General features: G+C 73.2%; 21 protein-coding genes and 1 pseudogene. 15 read left to right on the plus strand and 7 right to left on the minus strand.

Going from position 1 to position 24163, the window contains the following annotated elements; all coding sequences use genetic code 11:
* The first annotated feature begins 108 nt into the window (after window positions 1-108).
* Entirely contained in the window at window positions 109-993 is an 885-nt protein-coding gene (locus AB0950_RS03615) for a helix-turn-helix domain-containing protein (protein ID WP_366777714.1), read from the plus strand.
* Between the two features lie 117 nt (window positions 994-1110).
* A pseudogene (locus AB0950_RS03620) lies at window positions 1111-1365 on the plus strand (FAD-dependent oxidoreductase); the annotation flags it as partial.
* Here the strand turns inward: AB0950_RS03620 and AB0950_RS03625 are convergent.
* Window positions 1362-1868, minus strand: coding sequence for a MarR family transcriptional regulator (locus tag AB0950_RS03625; RefSeq protein ID WP_360144753.1), 507 nt, complete (start codon window positions 1866-1868; stop codon window positions 1362-1364). The pseudogene AB0950_RS03620 and the gene AB0950_RS03625 overlap by 4 nt on opposite strands.
* Before the next feature lie 113 nt (window positions 1869-1981).
* Between AB0950_RS03625 and AB0950_RS03630 the strand changes: the two genes are divergently transcribed.
* From AB0950_RS03630 to AB0950_RS03645, 4 genes are all read left to right on the plus strand, one after another.
* Window positions 1982-2911, plus strand: coding sequence for an EamA family transporter (locus AB0950_RS03630; RefSeq protein WP_360144750.1), 930 nt, complete (start codon window positions 1982-1984; stop codon window positions 2909-2911).
* 26 nt (window positions 2912-2937) lie between these two features.
* Window positions 2938-3876 (plus strand): DMT family transporter, encoded by a 939-nt coding sequence (locus AB0950_RS03635; protein ID WP_366777715.1) that lies wholly within the window; start codon window positions 2938-2940, stop codon window positions 3874-3876.
* 17 nt (window positions 3877-3893) lie between these two features.
* Complete coding sequence (locus AB0950_RS03640) at window positions 3894-4826, plus strand: LysR family transcriptional regulator (protein WP_366777716.1); 933 nt, start codon at window positions 3894-3896, stop codon at window positions 4824-4826.
* Window positions 4827-4931: 105 nt separating this feature from the next.
* On the plus strand, window positions 4932-5642 hold the full coding sequence (locus AB0950_RS03645) for a type 1 glutamine amidotransferase (protein WP_360570747.1): 711 nt from the start codon (window positions 4932-4934) through the stop codon (window positions 5640-5642).
* A gap of 56 nt (window positions 5643-5698) precedes the next feature.
* Here AB0950_RS03645 and pepN (AB0950_RS03650) read toward each other — a convergent pair whose 3' ends face one another.
* Window positions 5699-8275: an aminopeptidase N gene (gene pepN / locus AB0950_RS03650; RefSeq protein ID WP_360570749.1), complete on the minus strand. Its 2577-nt coding sequence runs from the start codon at window positions 8273-8275 to the stop codon at window positions 5699-5701.
* 112 nt (window positions 8276-8387) lie between these two features.
* On the opposite strand from pepN (AB0950_RS03650), the gene AB0950_RS03655 reads away from it, so the two are divergent.
* Window positions 8388-8858, plus strand: coding sequence for a DUF1203 domain-containing protein (locus AB0950_RS03655; RefSeq protein WP_360570751.1), 471 nt, complete (start codon window positions 8388-8390; stop codon window positions 8856-8858).
* 80 nt (window positions 8859-8938) lie between these two features.
* Here the strand turns inward: AB0950_RS03655 and AB0950_RS03660 are convergent, their stop codons facing one another.
* Window positions 8939-9958 carry an aspartate-semialdehyde dehydrogenase gene (locus AB0950_RS03660; RefSeq protein ID WP_360144732.1) on the minus strand — a complete coding sequence of 340 codons (1020 nt, stop codon included), beginning with the start codon at window positions 9956-9958 and terminating at the stop codon, window positions 8939-8941.
* A gap of 412 nt (window positions 9959-10370) precedes the next feature.
* Between AB0950_RS03660 and AB0950_RS03665 the strand changes: the two genes are divergently transcribed.
* Both AB0950_RS03665 and AB0950_RS03670 read left to right on the plus strand, forming a co-directional pair.
* On the plus strand, window positions 10371-10847 hold the full coding sequence (locus AB0950_RS03665) for a sigma-70 family RNA polymerase sigma factor (protein ID WP_360145489.1): 477 nt from the start codon (window positions 10371-10373) through the stop codon (window positions 10845-10847).
* 1 nt (window position 10848) lies between these two features.
* On the plus strand, window positions 10849-11820 hold the full coding sequence (locus AB0950_RS03670; protein ID WP_366777717.1) for a hypothetical protein: 972 nt from the start codon (window positions 10849-10851) through the stop codon (window positions 11818-11820).
* A 292-nt stretch (window positions 11821-12112) separates the two neighbouring features.
* Here the strand turns inward: AB0950_RS03670 and AB0950_RS03675 are convergent, their stop codons facing one another.
* Window positions 12113-12655, minus strand: a complete 543-nt coding sequence (locus AB0950_RS03675; protein ID WP_366777718.1) for a CGNR zinc finger domain-containing protein — start codon at window positions 12653-12655, stop codon at window positions 12113-12115.
* A 109-nt stretch (window positions 12656-12764) separates the two neighbouring features.
* Here AB0950_RS03675 and AB0950_RS03680 point away from each other — a divergent pair, with 109 nt between their 5' ends.
* The 6 genes from AB0950_RS03680 to AB0950_RS03705 all read left to right on the plus strand — a co-directional run bounded on the left by AB0950_RS03680 (window position 12765) and on the right by AB0950_RS03705 (window position 19272).
* Window positions 12765-13211, plus strand: a complete 447-nt coding sequence (locus AB0950_RS03680) for a VOC family protein (protein ID WP_360144723.1) — start codon at window positions 12765-12767, stop codon at window positions 13209-13211.
* A gap of 2 nt (window positions 13212-13213) precedes the next feature.
* Window positions 13214-14092 (plus strand): pyridoxamine 5'-phosphate oxidase family protein, encoded by an 879-nt coding sequence (locus tag AB0950_RS03685; protein WP_360144720.1) that lies wholly within the window; start codon window positions 13214-13216, stop codon window positions 14090-14092.
* A 9-nt stretch (window positions 14093-14101) separates the two neighbouring features.
* Window positions 14102-14587 carry an NUDIX hydrolase gene (locus tag AB0950_RS03690; RefSeq protein ID WP_366777719.1) on the plus strand — a complete coding sequence of 162 codons (486 nt, stop codon included), beginning with the start codon at window positions 14102-14104 and terminating at the stop codon, window positions 14585-14587.
* 201 nt (window positions 14588-14788) lie between these two features.
* Window positions 14789-16546 carry a TIGR03767 family metallophosphoesterase gene (locus tag AB0950_RS03695; protein WP_360144714.1) on the plus strand — a complete coding sequence of 586 codons (1758 nt, stop codon included), beginning with the start codon at window positions 14789-14791 and terminating at the stop codon, window positions 16544-16546.
* Between the two features lie 94 nt (window positions 16547-16640).
* Window positions 16641-17768, plus strand: coding sequence for a serine hydrolase domain-containing protein (locus AB0950_RS03700; protein ID WP_366777720.1), 1128 nt, complete (start codon window positions 16641-16643; stop codon window positions 17766-17768).
* A 151-nt stretch (window positions 17769-17919) separates the two neighbouring features.
* Window positions 17920-19272, plus strand: coding sequence for a glycosyltransferase (locus AB0950_RS03705; protein WP_366777918.1), 1353 nt, complete (start codon window positions 17920-17922; stop codon window positions 19270-19272).
* Window positions 19273-19283: 11 nt separating this feature from the next.
* Here the strand turns inward: AB0950_RS03705 and AB0950_RS03710 are convergent, their stop codons facing one another.
* From AB0950_RS03710 to pepN (AB0950_RS03720), 3 genes are all read right to left on the minus strand, one after another.
* Window positions 19284-20093 (minus strand): SGNH/GDSL hydrolase family protein, encoded by an 810-nt coding sequence (locus tag AB0950_RS03710; protein WP_360144708.1) that lies wholly within the window; start codon window positions 20091-20093, stop codon window positions 19284-19286.
* Between the two features lie 105 nt (window positions 20094-20198).
* Window positions 20199-21236 (minus strand): hypothetical protein, encoded by a 1038-nt coding sequence (locus tag AB0950_RS03715; protein WP_360570763.1) that lies wholly within the window; start codon window positions 21234-21236, stop codon window positions 20199-20201.
* A gap of 207 nt (window positions 21237-21443) precedes the next feature.
* Window positions 21444-24023 carry an aminopeptidase N gene (gene pepN, locus AB0950_RS03720; RefSeq protein WP_366777721.1) on the minus strand — a complete coding sequence of 860 codons (2580 nt, stop codon included), beginning with the start codon at window positions 24021-24023 and terminating at the stop codon, window positions 21444-21446.
* Window positions 24024-24163 lie beyond the last annotated feature (140 nt).

Here is a 24163-nt window from a genome sequence, read left to right on the forward strand (position 1 = left end):
TCTGGGCCGCTTCACGGCCGTCCGGCAGACCGCGCTGTGCCGGGGGTGCCGCGTTCCAGGCCCTGACACGGCCCCCCACCCCCGCGCCCCGCCTGCCACAATGGCGGGATGGGGACTGCAGTGGACGCACGGGGCACCGAACTGGGCCGTTACCTGAAGGCCCGCAGGGCCCAGGTCCGCCCGGAGGACGTCGGCCTGCCGGCCGGCGCGGGTGTGCGCCGCACTCCCGGACTGCGCCGGGAGGAGCTGGCCGCGCTGGCCGGGGTGAGCGTCGACTACTACATCCGCCTGGAGCGCGGCCGGGAGACCAACCCGTCCCCCGCCGTCGTGGACGCCCTCGGCCGCGCCCTGCGGCTGCGCGGCGACGCGTACGAACGCCTGCACGAACTCGCCGAGCTGGCCTCCGGCCGGGTCTCCGAGCTGCCCGCCTGCTCCGACCACACCGTCCGCGACTCCGTGCTGCGCATGCTGGAGTCCGTGCGCCCGCTGCCCGCCTATGTGGTCAGCCGCTACAACCGCGTCCTGGCCGCCAACCCGCCCGGCCGGCGCCTGCTGCCCGGGCTCTGGGACTGGCCCGAGGAGCAGCGCAACCTGACCCGCTACCTCTTCCTCCACCCGGTCGGCCGGACGCTCTACGAGCCGTGGGAGGAGACCGTCGCCCACTCGGTCGCGCATCTGCGGGCGGTCTCCGGAGCCGACCCGGACAATCCCGAGCTGACCGTGCTCGTCGGCGAACTCATCCTCAAATCACCGGAGTTCGCGCGTCTGTGGGAACGGTACGACGTCTGCGAGCGCGGCGGCGGACAGAAATGCTTCCGGCATCCGGCGGCCGGCTCCATGACCCTGACCTACGAGGTCATGCGACTCGCCCGGACGGGCGGCCAGCGGATGGTGGTCTACCAGGCGGCACCCGGCACCCCCGACGAGCAGGCCATGCTCCGCCTGGAGACCGCGGACGCGCGCCCGGAGCCGGCGGAGCCGCTGGGGGTCTGACCGGTCCGGTGGGGAGGAGTGGTCCGCCCCCTCGGCCGGCGGGCGCATCCGCCCTGTGCTGCGGCGCCGCTCAGGGGTGCGGCGTGGTCGGGAACCGCTGCACGGTCGGCCCGAGCCACCCGCGTCCCGGACGTGGCCCTGTCCGGCGGCGGCCGCCTCTACGAGGCGTTGCGCGGCGGCCGGTTCGTGCTGGTCATCCCGGAGCCGTACGAGGCGGGCCCCGGGCGTGCGGACCGGCTGACCGTGGCGCACCGGGCGAGCGGCCGACGTACGACCGTGCTGGTCCGCCCCGACGGATACGCGGCCTGGGCCGCCGACGCCGCCGGAGCGGCGGACATCGAGACGGCGCTCACCGCGCACGTCGGCGCCTAGTGCGGGGCGTGCTGGGTTCCCGCGAGCAACTCCCGTAGCAGGTCGGCCAGTTGGCCGACCTGTTCGTCGTCGAGGCGGGACAGGGCCGCCTGCTGCGCCGCGAGGCCCGCGCCGACCGCCCGGTCGATGACGTCGAGCCCCTTCTCGGTCAGCGTCACCTTCAGGCCCCTGCGGTCGTGCGGGTCGGGGGAGCGGCGCAGCAGGCCGGCCTTCTCCAGCTTGTCCAGCCGGCCGGTCATCCCGCCGGTGGTCAGCATGAGGGTGGCCGACAACTGGCGCGGCGAGAGCGTGTACGGCTCGCCGGCCCGGCGCAGGGTCGCGAGCACGTCGAACTCGCCGCGTGAGATGCCGTAGGGCTGGTACGCCTTCTCCATGCGGTCGCCCATGATGCGGGAGAGGCGGTAGATCCGCCCGAAGACCTCCATCGCCCTGGCGTCGAGATCGGGCCGCACGGCCGCCCACTGGTCGACGATCGCGTCGACCGGATCCTGTCCTGCGCTCATGCGCGAAGTATCGCCCTCCCAGTCGGTCGGCGGCAAGAAAGTAGCTTGCGAGAAAGTTGCTTATCGCTAAGCTAATCTTCGCCAAGCTACTTAGCAGCCCAGGAGGCCCGGTCGTGAAGCGATCCGTCACCGTGTTCCTCACCGCGCTCGCCCCGGTCTCCTGGGGCACGACGTACGCGGTCACCACCGCGTTCCTGCCGCCGGACCGGCCGCTGTTCACGGCGCTGGTGCGTGCCCTGCCCGCCGGACTGCTCCTGCTGGCGCTGACCCGGGTGCTGCCCAGGGGCGGCTGGTGGTGGCGGTCCGCGGTGCTCGGGGCGCTCAACATCGGCGCCTTCTTCCCGCTGCTGTTCGTCTCGGCGTACCGGCTGCCCGGCGGGATGGCCGCCGTGGTCGGCTCGGTCCAGCCGCTGTTCGTCGTCGGCCTCTCGGCGCTGCTGCTGAGGCACCGCCCGGCCCCGCGCACCCTGGTCACCGGTGTCGTCGCCGCCTTCGGCGTCAGTCTCGTCGTGCTGCGGGGGAGCGGAACCCTCGACGCGGCCGGCGCGCTCGCGGCCGTCGCCGCCACCGCCTCCATGGCCGCCGGCACGGTGCTGACCAAGCGGTGGGGCCGCCCCGAGGGCGTCGGCCCGCTGGTGCTCACCGGCTGGCAACTGACCGCGGGCGGCCTGCTCATCGCGCCGGTCGCCTTCCTCGCCGAGGGCGCTCCGCCCGCCCTGGACGGCCGTGCCGCTGCGGGCTACCTCTACCTCGCCCTGGTCAACACGGCGGTGGCGTACTGGCTCTGGTTCCGCGGCATCGGCCGGCTCACCGCGACCCAGGTCGCCTTCCTCGGCCCGCTCTCCCCGCTGACCGCGGCCGTCACCGGCTGGGCGGCCCTCGGACAGGCGCTCACACCGGTGCAGACGGCGGGCATGGCGCTGGCGTTCGCGGCGGCGCTGGCGGGACAGCTCGGGGGAGGGAGCCCACGATTGTTCAGGATCGCTGAAAAGATCCATCGAAAAGATTCGATGGACCTGACGGGTCCGGCGCTGCGACGGTAGGGGCACACCTCACCGGAAGGAGCCCCGTGGCCGCCGTCCTGCCCAGGACCACCACCGCCCGATCCACCACCGCCCGTTCCCACACCGGCCCGCACTCCCGCAAGGCGGCCCCCGTCGCCGGTCTCGCTCTCGCCGCCCTCGCCACGCTCGTCTGGTCCGGCAGCTTCGTCACCTCCCGGGCCCTGCACGACAGCGTCCCGCCCGTCCAGCACGCCTTCTGGCGCTGGGTCGTCGCCCTCCTCGCCGTCGCACCGTTCGGCGCCCGACGGGCCTGGCGGCAGCGGGCCCTCGTCCGCCGCCACGCCCGGTACGTCCTGCTCGTCTCCCTCCTCGGCGTGGCCGGCTACAACACCCTCGTCAACCAGGCCGGACTGACCACACCGGCCGCCACCATGGGCCTGATCATGGCCGCCTCGCCGGTGCTCATGGCGGTGTTCGAACGGCTGGGCGGCGTACGGCTCGGCGCGCGGCGCGCCACCGGGCTGCTCATCGCCTGCGCGGGCGTCGCGCTGCTCGTCGGCGGAGGTACGGCCTTCTCCTCCGGCGACCTGTGGATGATCGCCGCCGCCTGCTGCTTCGCCGGCTACAGCGCCCTGCTGCGCCGCAGACCCGCCGAACTCCACGGCACCGCCTTCCTGTTCACCACGTTCCTGACCGGCACGGTCCTGCTGCTGCCCGCGCAGGCGGTGAGCGTGACCATGCAGGGCTCCTTCCACCCCGGCGCCGGCACGGTCCTGCCGATCCTCTACGTCGGCGTGGCCTCCTCCGCCGTCGCCTTCTTCGCCTGGAACAAGGCCATCGCCCTGATCGGCGCGACCCGCGCGGGCCTCGTCTACTACCTCCAGCCGGTCTGCGTGGCCGTACTCTCCTGGACCCTCCTCGGCGAGACGACCGGATGGCCGCAGCTGCTGTCCATGGCCCTGATCCTGGGCGGTGTGGTGCTGGGCGCGGGTGCGCGCCGGTGACGTGTAGCTTTCCCGGCATGGCCGAGTGGGACATCCGGAAGCTGCAGATCCTGCGCACCCTGCGCGAGCGGGGGACCGTGACCGCGACGGCCGACGCCCTGCACATGACCCCGTCCGCGGTCTCCCAGCAGCTCACCAACCTCGCCCGGCAACTCGGCGTGCCCCTGCTTCAGGCGCACGGCCGCCGGGTCCGGCTCACCGACGCGGCCCGTCTGGTGCTGACCCACACGGAAACGGTCTTCGAGCAACTTCAGCGCACGGAGGCCGCGTTGGCGGCGTACGTCCAGGGCGAGGCGGGCGAGGTGAGGGTCGGCGCGTTCCCGACGTCCGTGCCCGCCCTGGTCGTACCGGCCGTACGGGCGCTGCGGGAGACGCACCCCGGGGTGACCGTCCGCGTGACGGAGGCGGAGGCCGCCGAGGCGTACGACCTCCTGACCGCCGGTGACGTCGACCTCGCCCTGTCCCTCGCGGCCTCCGCGCCCAGCGCCGCCGACCCCCGCCTCACCCAGGTCCCGCTGCTCGCCGACCCGCTGGACCTCGCCCTGCCGCCCGGCCACCCCCTGGCCGCGGCCCCCGCCCCGGCCCTCACCGACCTGGCGGCGGAACCCTGGATCTTCGGCGGCAGCGGCCCCTGGGCGGACATCACCCGCCGCGCCTGCGAGGCCGCGGGGTTCAGCCCCCACCAGGGCCACTCGGCCTCCGGCTGGACCGCCATCCTCGCCATGGTCGAGGCGGGCATGGGCGTCGCCCTGGTCCCCCGCATGGCCGCGGCCCGCCGCGACGGCGTGGTGATGCGCGACCTCGGCCCGGACGGCCCGGTCCGGCACGTCACGGCGGCGGTCCGCCGGGGCGGCGAGTCGGCCCCCGCGGTGAGCCGCGTCCTGGAGGCGCTCGGCGAGGCGAGCCTCGCCCATGAGCGCTCTTCGCAGCACTCCCCGAACGAGTCCTGACGACGACGGCGGTCATCGTCAGGAGCAGCGCCATCGCGTAGGCCAACAGCGTCTCGGCGTCCGTTACCTTGGCCGTGAGCTGCGGGCGAAAGGCGGTAGCGAGCCATGGGACGTGCGGTCACGGCGCTGGTGGTGCAGAACACCGCGCACGGAGGGCCCGGGCGGTGGGGTGACTGGCTGGCCGAGGGCGGGGTCCGGCTCGAGGTGGTCCGGGGGGACACGCAGGCGTTGCCGGCCCGGCTGGAGCATGACGCGCTGATCGTCCTGGGCGGCGGGTACATGCCGGACGACGACGAGCGGGCGCCGTGGCTGGCGGCGACGCGGGCCCTGATGAGCCGGGCCCTGGACCGGAACACGCCCGTGTTCGGGATCTGCCTCGGGGGACAGATGCTCGCGCAGCTGGCCGGCGGCACGGTGGAAGCCGAGTACGGCGAACCGGAGTTCGGCAGCACCGCGCTGACCCTGCTCCCGGACGCGGCGCAGGACCCGCTCTTCGCAGGGCTGCCCACCCGGCCGACGGCGGTGGAGAACCACGTCGACGCGATCGTCCGGCTGCCCGCGAAGGCCCGGTGGCTGGCCCGCAGCGAGCGGTGCCCCTACCAGGCCTTCCGGGTCGGGGACGCGGCCTGGGGGGTGCAGTTCCACCCCGAGACCGGCCCGGACCGCATCGCGCGGTGGCCCGCCGGCCGGCTGGAGCGCTACGGAGTGGACCGGGCGCGGCTGCACCGCGACGCGCTGCGTGACGATGCGGCCGCCGCCCGGGTGTGGCGGGAGGTCGCCCTGCGCTTCGCGGCACTGGTACGGGACCACCGCTAGGGCACAGGCAGAGGGCGCCCGGCACACCGTGCCGGGCGCCCTTGTCGTCGTACCGCCTACTTGCCCGCCGCCGCGTCCGCCGCCTGGGCCTTCAGCGCCCGCTCGATGCCCGCGCGGGACTCCGAGACGAGGCGGCGCAGGGCCGCGTTCGGCTCGGCCGTGGCCAGCCAGGTGTCCGTCCTGGCCAAGGTGGCCTCGGAGACCTGGATCGCCGGGTACAGGCCGACGGCGATCTGCTGGGCCATCTCGTGCGAACGCGACTCCCAGACGCCCTTGAGGACCTCGAAGTACGTGTCCGCGTACGGCGCCAGCAGCTCGCGCTGGTCGGTCTGGACGAACCCGCCGATCACCGCCTCCTGCACGGCGTTCGGCAGCTTGTCGGAGTCGATGACCGAGGACCACGCCTCCGCCTTGGCCTCCGGGGTGGGCCGGGCCGCGCGGGCGGTCGCCGCATGGCGCTCACCGGCGGCCGTCTTGTCCCGTTCGTACTCCGCCGCGATCTCCGCCTCGTCGTAGCGGCCGACCGCCGCGAGCCGCTCCACGAACGCCCAGCGCAGCTCCGTGTCGACGGCCAGGCCCTCGACGGTCTGCGTGCCCTCCAGCAGCGCCTCCAGCAGGTCCAGCTGCTCCGGGGTACGGGCCGTGGCCGCGAAGGCGCGGGCCCAGGCCAGCTGGTGGTCGCTGCCCGGCTCCGCCGCGCGCAGGTGCGCCAGCGTCGCGTCGGTCCAGCGGGTCAGCAGCGACTCGCGCGCGGCCGGGTCGGCGTACAGGTCGATGGCGAGCTTGACCTGGCGGTGCAGCGACTGCACCACGCCGATGTCCGACTCCTTGCCAATGCCGGACAGGACGAGGGAGAGGTAGTCGCGGGTGGCCAGCTCGGCGTCCCGCGTCATGTCCCAGGCCGAGGCCCAGCACAGGGCGCGCGGCAGGGACTCGGTGAAGTCGCCGAGGTGCTCGGTGACGACCCTCAGGGACTCCTCGTCCAGGCGGACCTTCGCGTACGACAGGTCGTCGTCGTTGAGCAGGACGACCGCAGGGCGGCGCCTGCCCGTGAGCTGCGGTACGGCCGTCAGCTCGCCGTCGACGTCCAGCTCGATCCGCTCGGTGCGCACCAGCTTGCCCGAGTCGCCGTCGAGGTCGTACAGGCCGATCGCGATGCGGTGCGGGCGGAGGGTGGGCTCTCCTTTGGCGCCGGCGGGCAGGGCCGGGGCCTCCTGGCGGACGGCGAAGGCGGTGACGACACCCTCCGCGTCCGTGGCGATCTCCGGGCGCAGCACGTTGATGCCCGCGGTCTCCAGCCACTTCTTCGACCAGGTCTTCAGGTCGCGGCCGGAGGTCTCCTCCAGGGCGCCGAGCAGGTCGGACAGACGGGTGTTGCCGTACGCGTGCCGCTTGAAGTAGGCCTGCACGCCCTTGAAGAACTCGTCCTCGCCGACGTACGCCACCAGCTGCTTCAGCACGGAGGCGCCCTTGGCGTACGTGATGCCGTCGAAGTTGACGAGCACGTCGTCCAGGTCGCGGATGTCCGCCATGATCGGGTGCGTGGACGGCAGCTGGTCCTGCCGGTACGCCCACGTCTTCATGGAGTTGGCGAACGTGGTCCACGAGTGCGGCCAGCGCGAGCCGGGGGCGGCGGCCTGGCAGGCGATGGAGGTGTAGGTGGCGAACGACTCGTTCAGCCACAGGTCGTTCCACCACTCCATGGTGACCAGGTCGCCGAACCACATGTGGGCCAGCTCGTGCAGGATCGTCTCCGCGCGGACCTCGTACGCCGCGTCGGTCACCTTGGACCGGAAGACGTACTGGTCGCGGATGGTGACCGCGCCGGCGTTCTCCATCGCGCCCGCGTTGAACTCGGGCACGAACAGCTGGTCGTACTTCTGGAACGGGTAGGCGTAGTCGAACTTCTCCTGGAACCACTCGAAGCCCTGCCGGGTCACCTCGAAGATCGCGTCCGCGTCCAGGAACTCGGCGAGCGAGGGCCGGCAGTAGATGCCGAGCGGCACGCTCTGCCCGTCCTTCTCGTACACGCTGTGGACGCTGTGGTACGGGCCGACGATGAGCGCGGTGATGTACGTGGAGATGCGCGGGGTCGGCTCGAAGACCCAGACGTTGTCCTGGGGCTCGGGCGTCGGCGAGTTGGAGACCACGGTCCAGCCCTCGGGCGCCCGCACGGTGAACTGGAAGGTGGCCTTCAGGTCCGGCTGCTCGAAGGAGGCGAACACCCGGCGGGCGTCCGGCACCTCGAACTGGGTGTAGAGGTAGGCCTGGTCGTCGACCGGGTCCACGAACTTGTGCAGGCCCTCGCCGGTGTTGGTGTAGGCGCAGTCCGCGACGACCCGGAGGACGTTGCGCCCCTGAAGCAGCCCCGGCAGGGCGATCCGCGAGTCCTTGAAGACCTCGGCCGGGTCCAGCGCGTCCCCGTTCAGCGTGACCTCGTGGACGGTCGGCGCGACCAGGTCGATGAAGGACTCGGCGCCACCACGGGCCACGTCGAAGCGCACCGTGGTCACGGACCGGTAGGTCGAGCCCTCCTGCGCGCCGGAGAGGTCGAGTTCGATCTCGTACGAGTCAACGGTGAGCAGCTCGGCCCGCTGCCGCGCCTCTTCGCGAGTCAGGTTTGTGCCAGGCACGCGGTCATCTCCTCGATATGTGTCGGTTGCGCCATCCTTCCACGGGACCCGCGGGGAACGCGATGTCCGGTTCCCGCCGGTCAGCGCGGCGGCCCGGCGGGACGCTGGTGGTATGACGATCTACACGGCACTCCCGATTCCGGCCGGCACCCTGAAGGAACTGCGCACCGCCGACGACGCGGGCCGCCCCCCGGCCCCCTTCACCGACGAGGAGGGCGGCGCCCCGCTGCGCTGCTGCCTGCGCCACAGCGAACCCGGCGAACGCATCGCCCTGGTCTCCTACGCGCCGCTGCGCCGCTGGGCCGCCGAGACGGGCGCGGACCCGGGGGCCTACGACGAGCAGGGCCCGGTCTTCATCCACGCCGACGACTGCCCCGGCCCGTCCGGCACCGCCCTGCCCTTCACCAACGCCCACCGCACCCTGCGCCGCTACTCGGCCGACGGCCGCATCCTCGGCGGCCGCCTGGTGGAGACGGACTTCCCCTCCGCCCTCGCCGAGGCCTTCACCGACCCGGAGGTGGCGGTGGTGCACGCCCGGGCGGTGGAGTACGGGTGCTTCCTGTACGAGGTGCGGCGGGGCTGAGCCGGACCCGGTGAGGCACCGGCCGGGGAAAAACGGCGAGGGGCGGCCACGTGACCGTGGCCGCCCCTCGCGTCGGTGCTCTACTTCTCGGACAGCTCCGCCGCCACCAGTTCCGCGATCTGGACCGCGTTCAGTGCGGCGCCCTTGCGGAGGTTGTCGTTGGAGATGAACAGGGCGAGGCCGTTGTCCACCGTCTCGTCGCGGCGGATGCGGCCGACGTACGACGGGTCCTGGCCGGCCGCCTGCAGCGGGGTCGGGATGTCGGAGAGGGCCACGCCCGGGGCGCCCGCGAGCAGCTCGGTGGCGCGCTCGGGGGACAGGGGGCGGGCGAAACGGGCGTTGACCTGGAGGGAGTGGCCGGAGAAGACGGGCACGCGCACGCAGGTGCCGGAGACCTTCAGCTCGGGGATCTCCAGGATCTTGCGGGACTCGTTGCGCAGCTTCTGCTCCTCGTCGGTCTCGTTCAGACCGTCGTCGACGAGGTTGCCGGCGAAGGGCAGCACGTTGAAGGCGATGGTGCGCTTGTAGACGTTCGGCTCGGGGAAGTCGACCGCCGCGCCGTCGTGGGTCAGCTTGTCGGCCTCGTCGGCCACCTTCAGCACCTGGCCGTGCAGCTCGGCCACGCCCGCCAGACCCGAGCCGGACACCGCCTGGTAGGTGGCGACGACCAGCGCCTGAAGGCCCGCCTCCTCGTGCAGCGGCTTGAGCACCGGCATCGCGGCCATCGTGGTGCAGTTCGGGTTCGCGATGATGCCCTTGGGGCGGTCGGCGGCCGCGTGCGGGTTCACCTCGGAGACCACCAGGGGCACCTCGGGGTCCCGGCGCCAGGCCGAGGAGTTGTCGATCACGACGGCGCCCTGGGAGGCGACCTTCTCGGCCAGCGCCTTGGAGGTCGAGCCGCCCGCGGAGAACAGCACGATGTCCAGGCCGGTGTAGTCCGCGCTCGCCGCGTCCTCCACCGTCACCCCGTCCAGCACGGTGCCGGCCGAGCGCGCCGAGGCGAACAGGCGCAGCTGGGTCACCGGGAAGTTCCGCTCCGTGAGGATCCCGCGCATGACCGTGCCGACCTGACCGGTGGCTCCGACGATTCCGACCCTCACAGTGACTCCCTCTTTGTGTCTCGTGCCTGACCGGGGCTTTTCCATGATGCGGCCGACCCCGGTCCACCTGTCCAATTGTTTGCGACGCGTGCCCGAGGAGTGGGACACGATCATCCGCCGGACGGTTCCGGACGTCCCCCACAAGCCCCGCCGAGCTGCAGAAATTCCCTCCGCCGGGCGTCCGGGCCGCAAGCTGTGCTGTCCCGCCCCTGCCCGTACGGTTTCCGGCCACACTGCGGTGTGACGTACGCCTCCGCGGACCGCCGGAAACCCGTCCGAACGTTTCCGCCCGCCCCCGCGTCGTAGGGGCAAACGGGTGAGGGGGTGGCTTGTGCTGCGCGGAGGGGCGCGCCGCGACCGGGGGGCGTACGCCGCCGGTGCGGACCGCGGGGACCGTGCCGGCGGCGATCCGCTGGACGCGGCCCAGGAACGCCGGGTGCGGGCGGTGCTCGCGCTCGGCGGGGTGCCGCAGTCGGACCTGCCGGACGGGGTGCAGCAGGTACGGCTGCGGCTGCTCGAGCGGACCGCGAGCGGGCGGGAGGCGCCGCGGGACGTGTCGGCGTGGGCGGCGGTGGTCGCCTCCAACCTCGCCATGGACTGGCACCGGGCCAAACGGCGCCAGGAGCGGCTGGGGGAGCGACTGGCCGCGCTGCGCGAGCCCGCGCACGCCTCCGGTGAGGAGACCAGCCTGCTCTCCCTCGCCGTCGCCCGGGGCCTGGACGAACTGCCCGCCGCCCAGCGGCAGGTGATCGTCCTCCGCTTCTTCGCCGACCTGCCCGTCCGGGACATCGCCGAGGAACTGGACATCCCCGAGGGCACGGTCAAGAGCAGGCTGCACACGGCGGTCCGCGCCCTGCGCGCCCGCCTGCACGAGGACGAGGTGGTGTGACGTGACCGCCGGACAGGGACGCGCGGGGGGTGCGCGGGGCATGGGCGGCGAAGAGGGTGCCGAGGGTGGGCCCGGTGCGGAGAGCGGCGGCGAGTACGGCGGTATGGACGCGCTGATGGCCGCGATCACGGGGGAGCCGCTGCCGGAGGAGGCCCACCGGGACCCCGCCTTCCTCGCCGAGCACCGGGCGGCCGAGGCCGATGTGGCGGTGCTGAGGGATCAGCTCAGCCGGATCGCGGAGGCGCTGACCGGCGAGCCGGTGGAAGCGGCGCCGGAGGAGCAGGAAAGGGTGCTGACAGGGGAGGCGGAGGCGGCGCTGCGACCCGGGGAACCGGTGACGCATGCCCGGTCGGCGTCGCTGCCCCGCGGTGGCGCGCGGCCGGTGCGTACCGGGCGCCGCCCCCCGCGCCCTGCGCGTCCCGGCCGGCCCTCCGGGTCCCGCCGGGCGCTGCGGGTGGCGTTCGGGGCGCTCGCCGGGGCCGGGGCCTTCGCGCTGGTCGTCGGGTTCGGCTGGATGGTGACGCACTCCGGCGGCTCGGACGACTCCAGTTCCGCCGCCGCGGGCAAGAGCGCGGGCGACGCCCGGGCCGACGTCTCCGGGGACGACGGGCGGCCGTCCGACCCCGTACGCGCCCTGGCCTGCTCCCGGCTGGTCGTGGAGGGCACCGTGGTGAAGGTGGAGCCGCAGAGGCAGTCGCCCTGGAGCCGGATCACGCTGAAAGTGATCCGCTCCTACAAGCCCGCGCACGGACCCGCCCAGGTGAGCTTCCTGCTCGACGGCGGTGCGCGGCCGGCCCCGCGCACCGGCCGGCACGTGCTCGTCCAGGTCGACGCGGGCCGGCGGAACGCGAGCGTGTGGGCCGTCGGAGACACCCGCGTGGCCGTGAACCGCGCGTGGATCACCGAGGCCCTGCCCGCCTCCCGGCACACGACCTGCCCCGCCACCGGGGAGGCGCCCACCGGCAAGCAGTGACGTGCGGGGGCGACCGGACACCGCCCCTCACCGAAGGCCCCGCCGATACAGCCTGACGACCGGTGCCGTTTGCATTGACCAGGCGCAGCGCACCCGGCCGAAGACCACCCGCCCCGCCGGGCCGGTGACCGTGGCCGACTCGCCCGTGCGGTGTCGACCGGGCCTTGACGGCGTACTCATGGGGCGGAGGCGCCGTCCTTGACCGACTCCCACGGCCCACGATGCCGATGAGGCCCGCGCCCTCCTCGTAGCCTTCCTCGTCGCCCTCCCCGTAGGGGACCCGGCGGTTCCGTCAGCCTTCCTTCGAGCGGGCGTAATGCCGTGAGGCCTTCGCGCGGTTGCCGCACGCCGCCATCGAGCACCAGCGGCGGGTGCCGTTGCGGGACGTGTCGAAGAAGTGCAGGATGCAGCCGCCCCCGGCGCAGGTCCGGATCCGCTCCGGCGCCCGGGTGATCAGCTCCAGGTAGTTCCGGGCGGCGAGCCAGGCCGGCCCCCAGGAGGGATCGGCGAACTCCGGCTCCTCGGCGGGCCCGGCCGCGGTCAGCCGGGCCCGGATCCGCCCGTGTTCCAGTACGGCGTCCACGAGCGGCGCCGCCTCGGCCGGTGACCCGTCCACCGCCGCCGTGAGCGCCGCGCGCGCCTCGCGCAGATGCTCCAGCGCCTCCCAGCCGGCCGCGTGGTCCTCGGCCAGCCCGTTGCTCGCGAGCCACACCGCGAGGCCCTCCGTGTCGGCGAGCAGGTCCTGGGTCGCGCCGTCCCGGTTCCACCGGGTGTTGAGCAGGTCGAGCGCGAGGGGCTCACCGGTGAGCGGACGGGGATCGCGGCTGGTGGGCATCGGGCACTCCTTCTGATCTAACCACTCAAGTGTATGTGACCGGTTGACCCTGTCGCATCTAACCACCTATTCTCGAGAACAACAGTTAGGCACCCTGAAGGGAAGACCCATGACCCCGCACCTCGCGCACGCAGGTCTGAACGTCACCGACCTCGACCGCTCCCTCGCCCTCTACCGCGACCTCCTCGGCTTCACCGTGCTCGCCGAGGGCAAGGAGGACGACCAGCGCTGGGCGATGCTGGGGGAGCCCGGCGGCGACCCGCTCGTCACCCTCTGGCAGCAGGCGCGGGGGTCATACGACAGCGGCCGGTCCGGGCTGCACCACCTCGCCCTCACCGTGGACTCGGTCGACCGCGTCCGCGCCTACGAGACCGCGCTGCGGGCCGCCGGAGTGGACTTCGCCCACGACGGCGTGGTCGCCCACCGCGAGGGCGGCGCCTCGGGCGGGATCTTCTTCCACGACCCGGACGGCATCCGGCTGGAGATCTCCGCCCCGCTCGGCCCCGACGGCGCCCCGGCCCCCCACGCCGACGCCCCGACCTGCGGCTTCTTCTAGTCATGGGCGCCTATCACGCGGGCTCGCTCGCCGTACAGGACCTTGTGGGCGTCCGCGACCGCGCCGCCCACGTGGGCCGCTCCCTCGGCCAGGACATCAAGCCGGTCGCGGCGGCCTTCCTGGAGACGCAGCCCCTGCTGGTGGCGGGCGCGGCGGATCCGGGGACGGGGCGGGTGTGGGCGTCGGCGCTCACGGGTGCGCCGGGTTTCGTCCGCGCGACCGGACCCCGCCAGGTGTCGGTGCTCACGGACACCGGGCGGCTCGCCACCGCCCTGACGACCCCCGGCACGCCCGTGGGCACCATCGCGCTGGACCCGCGGACCCGCCGCCGTATGCGCGTCAACGGCCGCCTGCGGCCGACGCCGAGGGGGTTCGCGGTGGAGGCGGACCAGGTCTTCTCCAACTGCCCCAAGTACATCCAGCGCAGGGAGTCCTACGAGACCCTCGCCGGCCGCACCCCGGCCACCCCCCGGCGGCTCGCCGAACTCACCGCCGAGCAAGCCGAGTTCATCCGCGCGGCCGACACCTTCTTCCTGGCCACCGTCCACCCCGGCGGAGCCGACGCCAGCCACCGGGGCGGCAACCCGGGGTTCGTCCAGGTCGCCTCCCCGCGCGAACTGACCTGGCCGGACTACCCCGGCAACGCCATGTTCCTCTCCCTCGGCAACCTGCGCAGCGACCCCCGCGCAGGACTGCTCTTCCTCGACTGGACCACCGGCACCACCCTGCAGCTCACCGGCGAGGCGCACACCGAGTTCGCCGCCGGGGGCGATCGCAGCGTCCGCTTCACCCTCACCGAGGCCTTGTGGACCCCGGCCGCCCTGCCGCTGCGCTGGTCGGCGCCCGCATACTCACCGGCGAATCCCGACATCCCGCGCTAACGTCCGTCCATGCGACGGAACTTGAGGGTGGCGGCCTACGCCGTGTGCGTCCGCGACGAGCAGATCCTCCTGGCCCGCTCACCCGGGCTCGACGGAACCCCGGAGTGGGTGCTGCCGGGCGGCGGCATGGAGCACGGCGAGGACCCGTACGACACCGTCCGCCGCGAGCTGATGGAGGAGACCGGTTACCGCATCGAGGTGACCGGTCTCCTCGGCGTCGACTCCTTCCGGCTCGTCCATGCCGCCCGCTTCGGCCGCCGTACCGACCACCACGCCCTGCGTCTCGTCTACGAAGGAGAGGTCGTCGGCGGCGAACTCCGGTACGAGGTCGGCGGGTCCACGGATTTCGCCGCTTGGCAGGACCTCTCGGCCGTGCCGGGCCTGATCCGGGTGCCCCTGGTCGACCTCGCGCTGCGGCTCTGGCGGGAGCGCCCCGCGCACGGTCATCTCACCGCCGGGACCCCTCCCGTACCCCAGGAGATGAACGAGGAGTGACCGCCTCCCGGCCGCGCGCGATCCACTCCATGACCGCGGCCGGTACCCCGTGATCCACGTACGGTGATCGGCGCTGCGCGTTGCCGCCGCGTTCACGCGCAGGTCATCCCCGGTGCCAACGATCCAAGGCGAGCGGGGCGTTCGCGTCAGTGACGGCCCGCGACCACTGCCGACGCGTTCGCACTCGGGGAGATCGCGCCAATGTCGCGCATACGCTCTGTCGCCGCCTCCACTGCCACCAGCCTGGGGGTCAACCGCCGTACCGTCCTCGCCGCCGCCGGAGCGGTCTCGCTCTCCGCGGGCGTCGGCTACGCCCTGCGCCCCACCGACAGCGAGGCCGCCGCCACCGCGGCGGCGCCGGTCGCCCACTCCCGGCAGGCCGGCCCGGCCGCCCTCGCCCCCTACACCAAGGGCACGACCCTCGCCTCCGTCGCCGCACCGCGGAACAGCTCCGGCTACCGGCGGCTCGGCGACGGCGCGGGCTGGAGCCGGGTCGTGCGCGGCGAACTGGCCGCACCCAAGTCCGGGCGCGCGGGCCGCCGTACGACGCTCGCCGCGTTCGTGCAGTTCACCGACCTGCACCTGCAGGACGTGCAGCACCCGCTGCGGCTGGAGTACCTGCGGTCCACCGATGTGCACGCCTGGCGCCCCCAGGAGGCGCTCACCGTGCAGGGCGCCGTCTCGCTGGTGGAGCGGGTCAACGCGCTGCGCGGCGCCCCCGTCACCGGCGCCCCGCTCCACTTCGTCATGACGACCGGCGACAACACCGACAACAACGCCCACTCCGAGCTGGAGTGGTTCATGAAGGTGATGAGCGGCGGCCGCGTCACCCCCAACTCCGGTGACCCCAGGCACTACGAGGGCGTGCAGAACAGCGGCATGAAGCTGTACTGGCAGCCGGACTCCACCACCCGCGACAACGACAAGGCGCTCGGCTTCCCGCACCTGAAGGGCTTCCTGGCCGCCGCGATCCGCGAGGTGCTCAGCCCCGGCCTGAAGCTGCCCTGGTACTCCACCGTCGGCAACCACGACGCCCTGCCGCTCGGCTGCTACGGCTCGCACGGCGACCCCTATCTCGCCGAGGCGGCCATCGGCGGCAAGAAGCTGTTCGGCGTCTCCGCCGCCGACGCCAAGAAACTCCAGGACGCCATCAAGAAGGCCACCGACCCCAAGGGCGTCGGCTACCGCGACTTCCTCAAGGCGCACGCCCGCTCCATGCGGTCGGTCACGCCGGACGAGAAGCGCGCCCCCTACACCCAGGCCGACTACCTCAAGGCCCACCTGGACCCCGCCCACCAGGGGCTCGGCCCGGTCGGGCACGGCTACTCCTCGGCGAACCTGGACGCGGGCACCCAGTACTACGCCTTCCGCATCTCCGACGACGTCATCGGCATCAGCCTCGACACCACCGACGCCGGCGGCCACTACGAGGGCTCCATCGGCACCGCCCAGCTGAAGTGGCTGGACAGGACGCTGAAGGACAACAAGGACTCCTACGCCGTCGTCTTCAGCCACCACACCAGCAAGTCGATGGACAACACCCGCCCCGACCCGGCCCGTCCGGGCGAGAAGCGGCACGGCGGCGCCGAGGTGGTCTCGCTGCTGAGCGCCCACGCCAACGTGCTGGCCTGGGTGAACGGCCACATCCACAAGAACGTCATCACCCCGCACCAGACCTCCGGCGGCCGCTCCTTCTGGGAGATCTCCACCGCCTCGCACGTCGACTACCCCCACCTGGCCCGCATCATCGAGCTGGTCGACAACAAGGACGGCACGCTCTCGCTGTTCACCACCCTGATCGAGTCGGCCGCCCCGCACCGCACCGACTTCGCCGACCTCTCCCAGACCGGACTCGCCGCCCTCTACCGCGAGCTGGCCTTCAACGCCCCCGGCGCCAACAAGACCCTGGCGGGCAGCGCGGCCGACCGGAACACCGAGCTGGTGCTCAGGAAGGGCTGAGCGTCACCCGACCGGCCCAGCGCGGGCAACCTTCGGGCATGCCGCGCCGGTTTCTTCCCCCGACCGCACCGAACAGCACAGGTTGGGGGAAGACATGCGCGTACGCACGACCCTGGTGGCCGCCACGGCCGTACTCCTCACGGCGGCCCTCGCGGCGCCGGCCGCGGCCACGGCCGCAGGGCACGGACACGCGGGCACCCGCAAGGCCATGGACGCGGCGGTCGCGGCCGGCGTGCCCGGGGTGACCGCCACCGCCGAGGACGGCCACGGCGCCTGGTCCGCGACCGCCGGCGTGGGCGACACCGGCACGGGCCGGCCGCGCTCCGCGGCCGACCGGTACCGCGTCGGCAGCATCACCAAGACCTTCGTCGCCACCGTGCTGCTGCAGCTGGAGGCGGAGGGCCGGCTGTCGCTGGACGACACGGTGGACACGTGGCTGCCGGGCGTCGTCCGCGGACACGGCCACGACGGCCGGCACATCACCGTCCGGCAGCTGCTGAACCACACCAGCGGCGTCTTCGACTACACCAGCGACACCGGCTTCTACCGGGCCGTCTTCACCGAGGACGGCTTCTTCCGGCACCGCTACGACACCCACACCCCGGGCGAACTGGTGCGGATCGCCATGCGGCACAGGCCGGACTTCGCGCCGGGCGCCTCCTGGAAGTACTCCAACACCAACTACGTCCTGGCCGGCATGGTGATCGAGAAGGTGACGGGACACCCGTACGCCACCGAGATCGAGCGCCGGATCATCGCGCCACTGCGGCTGCGGGGCACCTCCCTTCCCGGCACCCGGGTCACCGTGCCCCGGCCGAGCAGCCGCGCCTACTCGAAATTCACCGATCCGAAAGGCCCGGCCCACGACGTCACGCAGCTGAACCCGTCCCTCGCCTCCGCCGCCGGTGAAATGATCTCGGACTCCGCCGACCTCGATCGTTTCTACAGCGCACTGCTCCGCGGAAAACTCCTGCCGCCCCGGCAGCTGGCGGAAATGAAGACCACCGTCGAGGCCACCGGCATTCCGGGTGCCCGCTACGGCCTCGGGATCATGGACAGGCGTCTGACCTGCGGTGTCCATGTGTGGGGCCACGACGGCGGAATCCACGGATCACGGTCCTCGGCGGTGACGACGGCGGACGGTGAGCGTGCGATCGCATTCAATTTCAACGGCGACTGGGCCGGTGATCCGGAGTCGGTGATCGACGGGGAATTCTGTTAGTCACCGTTTCATTCGCGTCATTCCGTGTTAACGCGGACGCAATGTCCGTACCGCCTCATATCGGCTAACCCGCTGTGGACGGGGATGGCTCGATCTCTACGATCATTGATGCAAGGCGGGTGGTCGCGTGCGCACGAGGCACGGACTGCGGGTGCTGTCGGTCTACGAGGGCTTCTTCTCCGGAGGGGCCCGGATCGTGCACAGCGACGTCGTACGGGGACTGGCCGAGGGCGGCCAGTCCCACCAGGTACTCAGCATCCACGGCGAGGTCCGTCGCGAGGCCACCCGGCAGCGCATGGAGGACGACCACTGCTACCGGGCGCTGACCGCCGGCGGCATCGGCGTCACCTCGCTCGGCCGCAGCGCGGGCCTGGCCGACGGCGCGCTCGCGGCGAACGTTTTCAGCGGGCCCGAGCTGGCCGAAACCGCCCGGTCGATGGCCGGGGCGGATGTGATCCTCTCCCTGAAGGAGCAGCCGCTGGCCCTGCTCAACCAGGCCGGCCTGCCCCGCCGCCCGGTCGTGGTCTGCCTGCACCGCTCCGACCCGGAGAACCAGGGCCCCGCCCTCGACCAGCTCAAGGCCGCCCTCGCCGACGGCACCGTGGCCGCGTGCGTGTGCTGCGCCGAGTCCACCCGGGCCGCCTACGAGGCCGCCGGCGTCCCGGGCCGCTTCCTGCACGTCATCCCCAACGGCGTCGACCTGCTCCGCTTCCGCCCCGACCCCGCCGCCCGCCTCGCCCTGCGCGCCGGCCTCGGCATCGCCGACCGGGCGCCGGTGATCGTCTTCGCGGCCCGGTACGCCGCGATGAAGAACGTCCCGCTGCTGCTGAGGGCGGCCCGCGCCTGGCTGGCCCGCGAGGGCGGCGGCCACCTGCTGATGTGCGGCGCCGGGATGACCCCCGGCAATCCCGGGCTGCGCGCCGACCTCGCCGACGCCTTCGCCGGCGCGCCGGCCCTCACCGAGCGGGTGCACCTGCTCGGCGTACGGCACGACATGCCGGCCGTGTACGCCGCCGCCGACGTCGTCGCCCTGACCTCCGTCTTCGGGGAGGCGGCGCCGCTGTGCCTGATAGAAGGCATGATGTGCGGCGCGGTCCCGGTCACCACGGACGTCGGCGACAGCGCGGACATCGTCACCGGCCACGGCTTCGTCACCCCGCCGGACCCGGGCGCGATCGCCCTGGCCTGGACCGCGGCGGTCGCCGGCCGCACGCAACTGGCCCCGGCGCTCCTGGCCGCCCGCGAGCGCTTCAGCCGCACCCGCATGATCGCCGCGTACGCCGCGCTGCTCGACGAGGTGTACGCCGCGCACGTCGTCGGGGGCCGGATCGCCGCGCCGCACGCCCCGGCCGAGGCCGCCGCGCCGCCGGCGCCCCCGGAGGGCGAGGCCGCGCAGTACGCCCTCGCCGGCGAGCCGGGCCTTCTCCAGGGCCCGTCGCCCCTCGACGTGCTCGGCCTCGAGGCGCGTCACGGCGTCGCGGGCGAGGAGGCGGACGAGCGGTAGCGGGGGCGCGTTCAGGAGACCCGGTCGAGCGCCGCGAGATAGCCGCGGGCCTGGCCGGGGGCCGTGGGGTGGTACGACTCGGTCAGGGACAGCAGGTCGACGCTGTGCAGCCAGGGGGCGCCGGAGCAGATCTCGTGGCCGGTGAAGGCGGCGCGGACGTCGGCGAAGGCGAAGCCGTGGGCGGCGGCGCGCCGGGCGATGACCGTGTCGAGCTGGTCCACCGCGCGGTTCAGGTCGGCCCGCTCGCTGTCCCGAAGGCCGGACCGGCAGGTGCCGTTGATCCGGTACAGGTGCGGATAGCCGAGCACCACGACCCGGGCGGCGGGAGCCCGTTTCCTGATGGCCGAGTAGAGCCGGTCCAGGGCGCTGGGGAGGGGCCCGTCCACGGCGGAGCGGGCGCCGGTGACGGCGGACCGGCACAGCCCGGCGCCGCCCAGCGCGCACATCGTCATGACGGAGGCGAAGCCCGCGTCGCTGCCGCCGACGGTGAGGGTGACCAGCCGAGTATGGGGCCCGAGGGAGCCGAGCTGGTGGGCCAGGACGTCGTCGGTCTGGGCGTGGTCGCAGGCGGCGAAGGCGAAGGACGTCACCCCGTGGGCCTCGGCCCACAGCACGGGGTACGCGCGGCTGCTGCGCTTGCACTCCGTCCGGCCGGGGAGGTAGTCGCCGGCGCCGACGCCGGAGGAGTAGGAGTCGCCGAGGGCCACATAGCTCACGGCCGCTGTCCGGGGCGCCGCCTGTGCCGTCGCGGGGGCGGCGGCGAGGCAGGCCGCGGCGAGCACCAGGGCGGACGTACACGCGGCTGTCCGGTTGTGTCGCATACCTCTCATCTTTCGTGGCCCGCACGGCGCCGCCCGCGAGATGCCTCCGTTCGGGTGACGCGGCCGAGGACCGGCCACCGCCCTCCCGGCGCCTCCCGTCCGTCCCTACCGGGGCAGGACCACGACGTACGCCGCCGGATCCCGGTCGGCGGCGGCCATCAGGGCCGTGCGGACCACCGCCGCCTGCTGCTCCATCGCCGCGCTGAGCTTCTTGGGGCTGATGTGGACGACCGTGATCCCGAGCCGCTCCAGATACTCGCGCTTGCGCGCGTACTCCGACCACAGCTCGTCGTCGTCCTGCCGGGGCGCCCGTGTGTCCAGCTCCACCGCCACCGCCTGGTCCGGCCAGTACGCGTCCAGGCCGCCGAGGTGCGGGCCGCCGGGCAGCCGCAGGTCGACGTTCCACACCGGGTCGGGCAGGCCGTACTCGCGGACCATCCGGTACAGGCGGTCCTCGGCGATCGAGCGGCCCTCCGCCACCAGCGCGTCCACCGCGTCCACCACATGCGGCCGGCTCAGCAGCTTCGCCTGCGTCAACTCCCGCACCACCGCCGCCGGTTCGCAGTGGCCGCCGCGCACCGCCTCGGTCAGCAGCCGCCGTACCGCCTCCGCGTCCGTCAGCTCCGCCACCGCGTCCGCCAGCGCCCGCGGCACCGGCGCCACCGGCAGGCCCGTCACCGCGACCGGGGTGGGCAGGGCGGGGGTGCGCAGCACGCGGACGTAGCCGGCGGAGCGCAGCCGGCGCAGCCGCGGCACCAGCACGTCGACGCGGTCCAGGGAGAGCAGCGGCGGGGTGGCGGCGAAGCCGTGCAGGGTGAGGGCCGCGAGACCGGTGATCATCGCCTCCGCGTACGCCTGGCGGTGCGGGTCCTGTGCCGTGGGCTGGGCCGGGACGCCGGGCGCGGACTCGCGGGCCGCGTACAGCAGGGCCCCGTGCAGACGCTCCTCGCTCGTGGGCGGCCCGGGGCGCAGCAGGACCACGTTCGGCAGCAGCATCTGCCAGGGTCCGCCGGATCGGCACTGCTCGTTCAGCTCGGCCGTCGTCACGCCGTGCGAGCGCAGCTGAGCCGTCGTCAGGACCCGGCGGTGGACGTGGGACAGGTGCCGCAGGGGGCGGGGGGAGAGCGGGGTGTTGTGCGTCATGGCGTCGAGATTCCCGCGCCCGGTCCCACCGTTAACCGCTGTTACACGCCCGTCGAGAAATGCGGACGAGGCGGAACTAAAGGTCAGGTGTTCGGATGCCGACCGGGAACGGGTAACCCCTGGTCCGGTCGGGTGCGGACCAGGGGTTACGGTTCTGTTTGACCGAATTTCGTAACGGTCACCGACCGGGCAAGCTCAGGCCAAGGGTCAGTGGCCGGCGGCCGACGCGTCGCACGCCTGTGCCCGCAGCGCCCGCGCCAGGTCGTCCCGCGCCTCCAGCACCAGCCGGCGCAGCGCCGGCGCCGCGTCCGCGTGCTCCTGAAGCCACGCGTCCGTCGCCTGCAGCGTCTCGGCGCGGTCCTGCAGCGCCGGGAACAGACCCCGTACGACGTCCATGCCGATCTGGATCGACCGCTCCCGCCAGACCCGCTCGATCGCCGCGAAGTACAGCGGCGCGTACGGCGCGGTCAGCTCCCGCTGCGAGGGCTGGCCGAAGCCCGCGATCGTCGCCTCCACCAGCGCGTTCGACAGCGTGTCGGACTCCACCACCTGCGCCCAGGCCTGCGCCTTGACCGCCGCCGACGGGCGGGCCGCCAGACAGCGGACCTGGTGGCGCTTGCCGGACGCCGTGTCGTCGCGGGCCAGTTCGGCCGCCAGCGCCGACTCGTCCGCCGCCCCGTGCGCGGCCAGCGGCTCCAGGAACGCCCAGCGCAGCTCCTGGTCCACCTGAAGGCCCTCGATCTGCGTGGTGCCGTCCAGCAGGTCCTTCAGCAGCTTCAGGTCCGGCTCCGCGGAGGCCACGGTCGCGTAGAACCGCGCCCAGGCCAGCTGCTGCTCGCCGCCCGGCGCGGCCGCCCGCAGCTCCCGCAGCGCGCCCTCGGCCAGCAGGTCGCCGCCGGCCGCCCGCCACTCGGGCGCCGCGTAGTGCACCAGCGCCGAGTTCGCCCACGCGTGCAGCATCTGCAGCACGCCGATGTCGGACTCGCGGCCCGCGAACCGCAGCACCAGGCCGATGAAGTCCCGCGCCGGCAGCAGCGCGTCCCGGGTCATGTTCCACAGCGCCGACCAGCACAGCGCCCGGGCCAGCGGGTCCGTCAGCGCGCCCAGGTGCTCCTTCAGCGTGGCCAGCGAGGTGTCGTCGAAGCGGGTCTTGCAGTACGTCAGGTCGTCGTCGTTGACCAGGACGAGATCCGGGGCCTCGGCGCCCGCGAGATCCGCGACCACCGTGCGCGGCTCGTGCACGTCCGTCTCCACGCGCGCGTACCGCTCCAGCGCGGCCTCGGGCGTGCGCCGGTACAGGCCCACCGCGATCCGGTGCGGGCGCAGCTCGGGATGTGACTCCGGTGCCTCCTGCACCACCGCCAGCTCGGCCACCCGGCCCCCGGCGTCCAGCAGCACCTGGGGCGTCAGCGAGTTGACCCCGGCCGTCTGCAGCCAGGACCGCGCCCACGCCGACATGTCCCGGCCACTGGTCTCGCCCAGCACCGACAGCAGGTGGCCGAGCCGGGTGTTGCCGTAGGCGTGCCGCTTGAAGTAGCGGCGGGCGCCCTCCAGGAACGCGTCCTGCCCGACGTACGCCACCAGCTGCTTGAGCACCGAGGCGCCCTTGGCGTAGGTGATGCCGTCGAAGTTCAGCTTGGCGTCCTCCAGGTCACGGATATCGGCCGTGACCGGGTGCGTCGAGGGCAGCTGGTCCGCGCGGTACGCCCAGGCCTTGCGGCGGTTGGCGAAGGTGATCCAGGCGTCCTTGAAGCGGGTCGCGCCGACGTTGGCGAACGTGCCCATGAAGTCCGCGAAGGACTCCTTCAGCCACAGGTCGTCCCACCACTCCATGGTGACCAGGTCGCCGAACCACATGTGCGCCATCTCGTGCAGGATCACGTTGGCGCGGGCCTCGTACGACGCCTGGGTCACCTTGCCGCGGAAGATGTACTCCTCGCGGAAGGTCACCAGGCCCGGGTTCTCCATCGCGCCCAGGTTGTACTCGGGCACGAACGCCTGGTCGTACTTGCCGAACGGGTACGGGTGGTCGAAGTGCTCGTGGAAGAAGTCCAGGCCCTGCTTGGTGACCAGGAAGACGTCCTCCGCGTCGAAGTGCGGGGCCAGCCCCTTGCGGCACATCGCGCCGAGCGGGATCTCCAGCTTGCTGCCGTCCTCGAAGGTGCGGGTGTAGGAGTCGGTGACGTAGTGGTACGGCCCCGCCACCACGCACGTGATGTACGTCGAGATCGGCTTGGTCTCCGCGAACCGCCAGACGCCGTCGGCCGGTTCGCCCGCGCCGTTGCTCCACACCGTCCAGCCCTCGGGCGCCCGCACCTCGAAGCGGTACGGCGCCTTCAGGTCCGGCTGCTCGAAGTTCGCGAAGACGCGGCGGGCGTCGGCCGGCTCGTACTGGGTGTAGAGGTAGACCTCGCCGTCCTCGGGATCGACGAAGCGGTGCAGGCCCTCGCCGGTGCGGGAGTAGGCGCACTGCGCGTCCACCACCAGCTCGTTCTCCGCGGCCAGGTCCTCCAGCGCGATCCGCGCGCCGTCGAAGACCTCGCCCGGGTCCAGGTCCCGGCCGTTGAGCGACACCGCGGTGACGCTCGGCGCGATCAGATCGGCGAAGGTGGAGGCGCCCGGCTCGTTGCAGCGGAAGCGGATCGTGGTCACCGAGCGGAACGTACGCGGCTCGCCGCCCCCCTCGCCGACGGCGGACCTGAGGTCCAGGGACACGTCGTACCCGTCTACGGACAGCAGGGCGGCCCGCTCCCGGGCCTCGTCGCGGGACAGATTCTCACCGGGCACGGACGGCACTCCCTCGTGATCGCGTGGATGAGGCGGAACAGGACCGATCCTGCCACGTGCCCCTGACAGGGGTCAGCAGGGAATGCCGATCGCGAGGGCGTCGTTGAGCCTTGAAAAAGCGTCTTTCGCTGAGGAGAGCC

Source organism: Streptomyces sp. NPDC007189 (genome assembly GCF_040703635.1).
GTDB lineage: Bacteria > Actinomycetota > Actinomycetes > Streptomycetales > Streptomycetaceae > Streptomyces.

Excerpts from the sequence above, each read along its gene's own strand:
- AB0950_RS03690 (WP_366777719.1), top strand. The coding sequence starts at position 14,102 with ATGCGACGGAACTTGAGGGTGGCGGCCTACGCCGTGTGCGTCCGCGAC.
- AB0950_RS03685 (WP_360144720.1), top strand. The coding sequence starts at position 13,214 with ATGGGCGCCTATCACGCGGGCTCGCTCGCCGTACAGGACCTTGTGGGC.
- AB0950_RS03715 (WP_360570763.1), bottom strand. The coding sequence starts at position 21,236 with ATGACGCACAACACCCCGCTCTCCCCCCGCCCCCTGCGGCACCTGTCC.
- AB0950_RS03655 (WP_360570751.1), top strand. The coding sequence starts at position 8,388 with ATGACGATCTACACGGCACTCCCGATTCCGGCCGGCACCCTGAAGGAA.
- AB0950_RS03675 (WP_366777718.1), bottom strand. The coding sequence starts at position 12,655 with ATGCCCACCAGCCGCGATCCCCGTCCGCTCACCGGTGAGCCCCTCGCG.
- AB0950_RS03680 (WP_360144723.1), top strand. The coding sequence starts at position 12,765 with ATGACCCCGCACCTCGCGCACGCAGGTCTGAACGTCACCGACCTCGAC.
- AB0950_RS03640 (WP_366777716.1), top strand. The coding sequence starts at position 3,894 with ATGGCCGAGTGGGACATCCGGAAGCTGCAGATCCTGCGCACCCTGCGC.
- AB0950_RS03625 (WP_360144753.1), bottom strand. The coding sequence starts at position 1,868 with ATGAGCGCAGGACAGGATCCGGTCGACGCGATCGTCGACCAGTGGGCG.
- AB0950_RS03615 (WP_366777714.1), top strand. The coding sequence starts at position 109 with ATGGGGACTGCAGTGGACGCACGGGGCACCGAACTGGGCCGTTACCTG.
- AB0950_RS03645 (WP_360570747.1), top strand. The coding sequence starts at position 4,932 with ATGGGACGTGCGGTCACGGCGCTGGTGGTGCAGAACACCGCGCACGGA.
- AB0950_RS03695 (WP_360144714.1), top strand. The coding sequence starts at position 14,789 with ATGTCGCGCATACGCTCTGTCGCCGCCTCCACTGCCACCAGCCTGGGG.
- AB0950_RS03710 (WP_360144708.1), bottom strand. The coding sequence starts at position 20,093 with ATGCGACACAACCGGACAGCCGCGTGTACGTCCGCCCTGGTGCTCGCC.
- AB0950_RS03700 (WP_366777720.1), top strand. The coding sequence starts at position 16,641 with ATGCGCGTACGCACGACCCTGGTGGCCGCCACGGCCGTACTCCTCACG.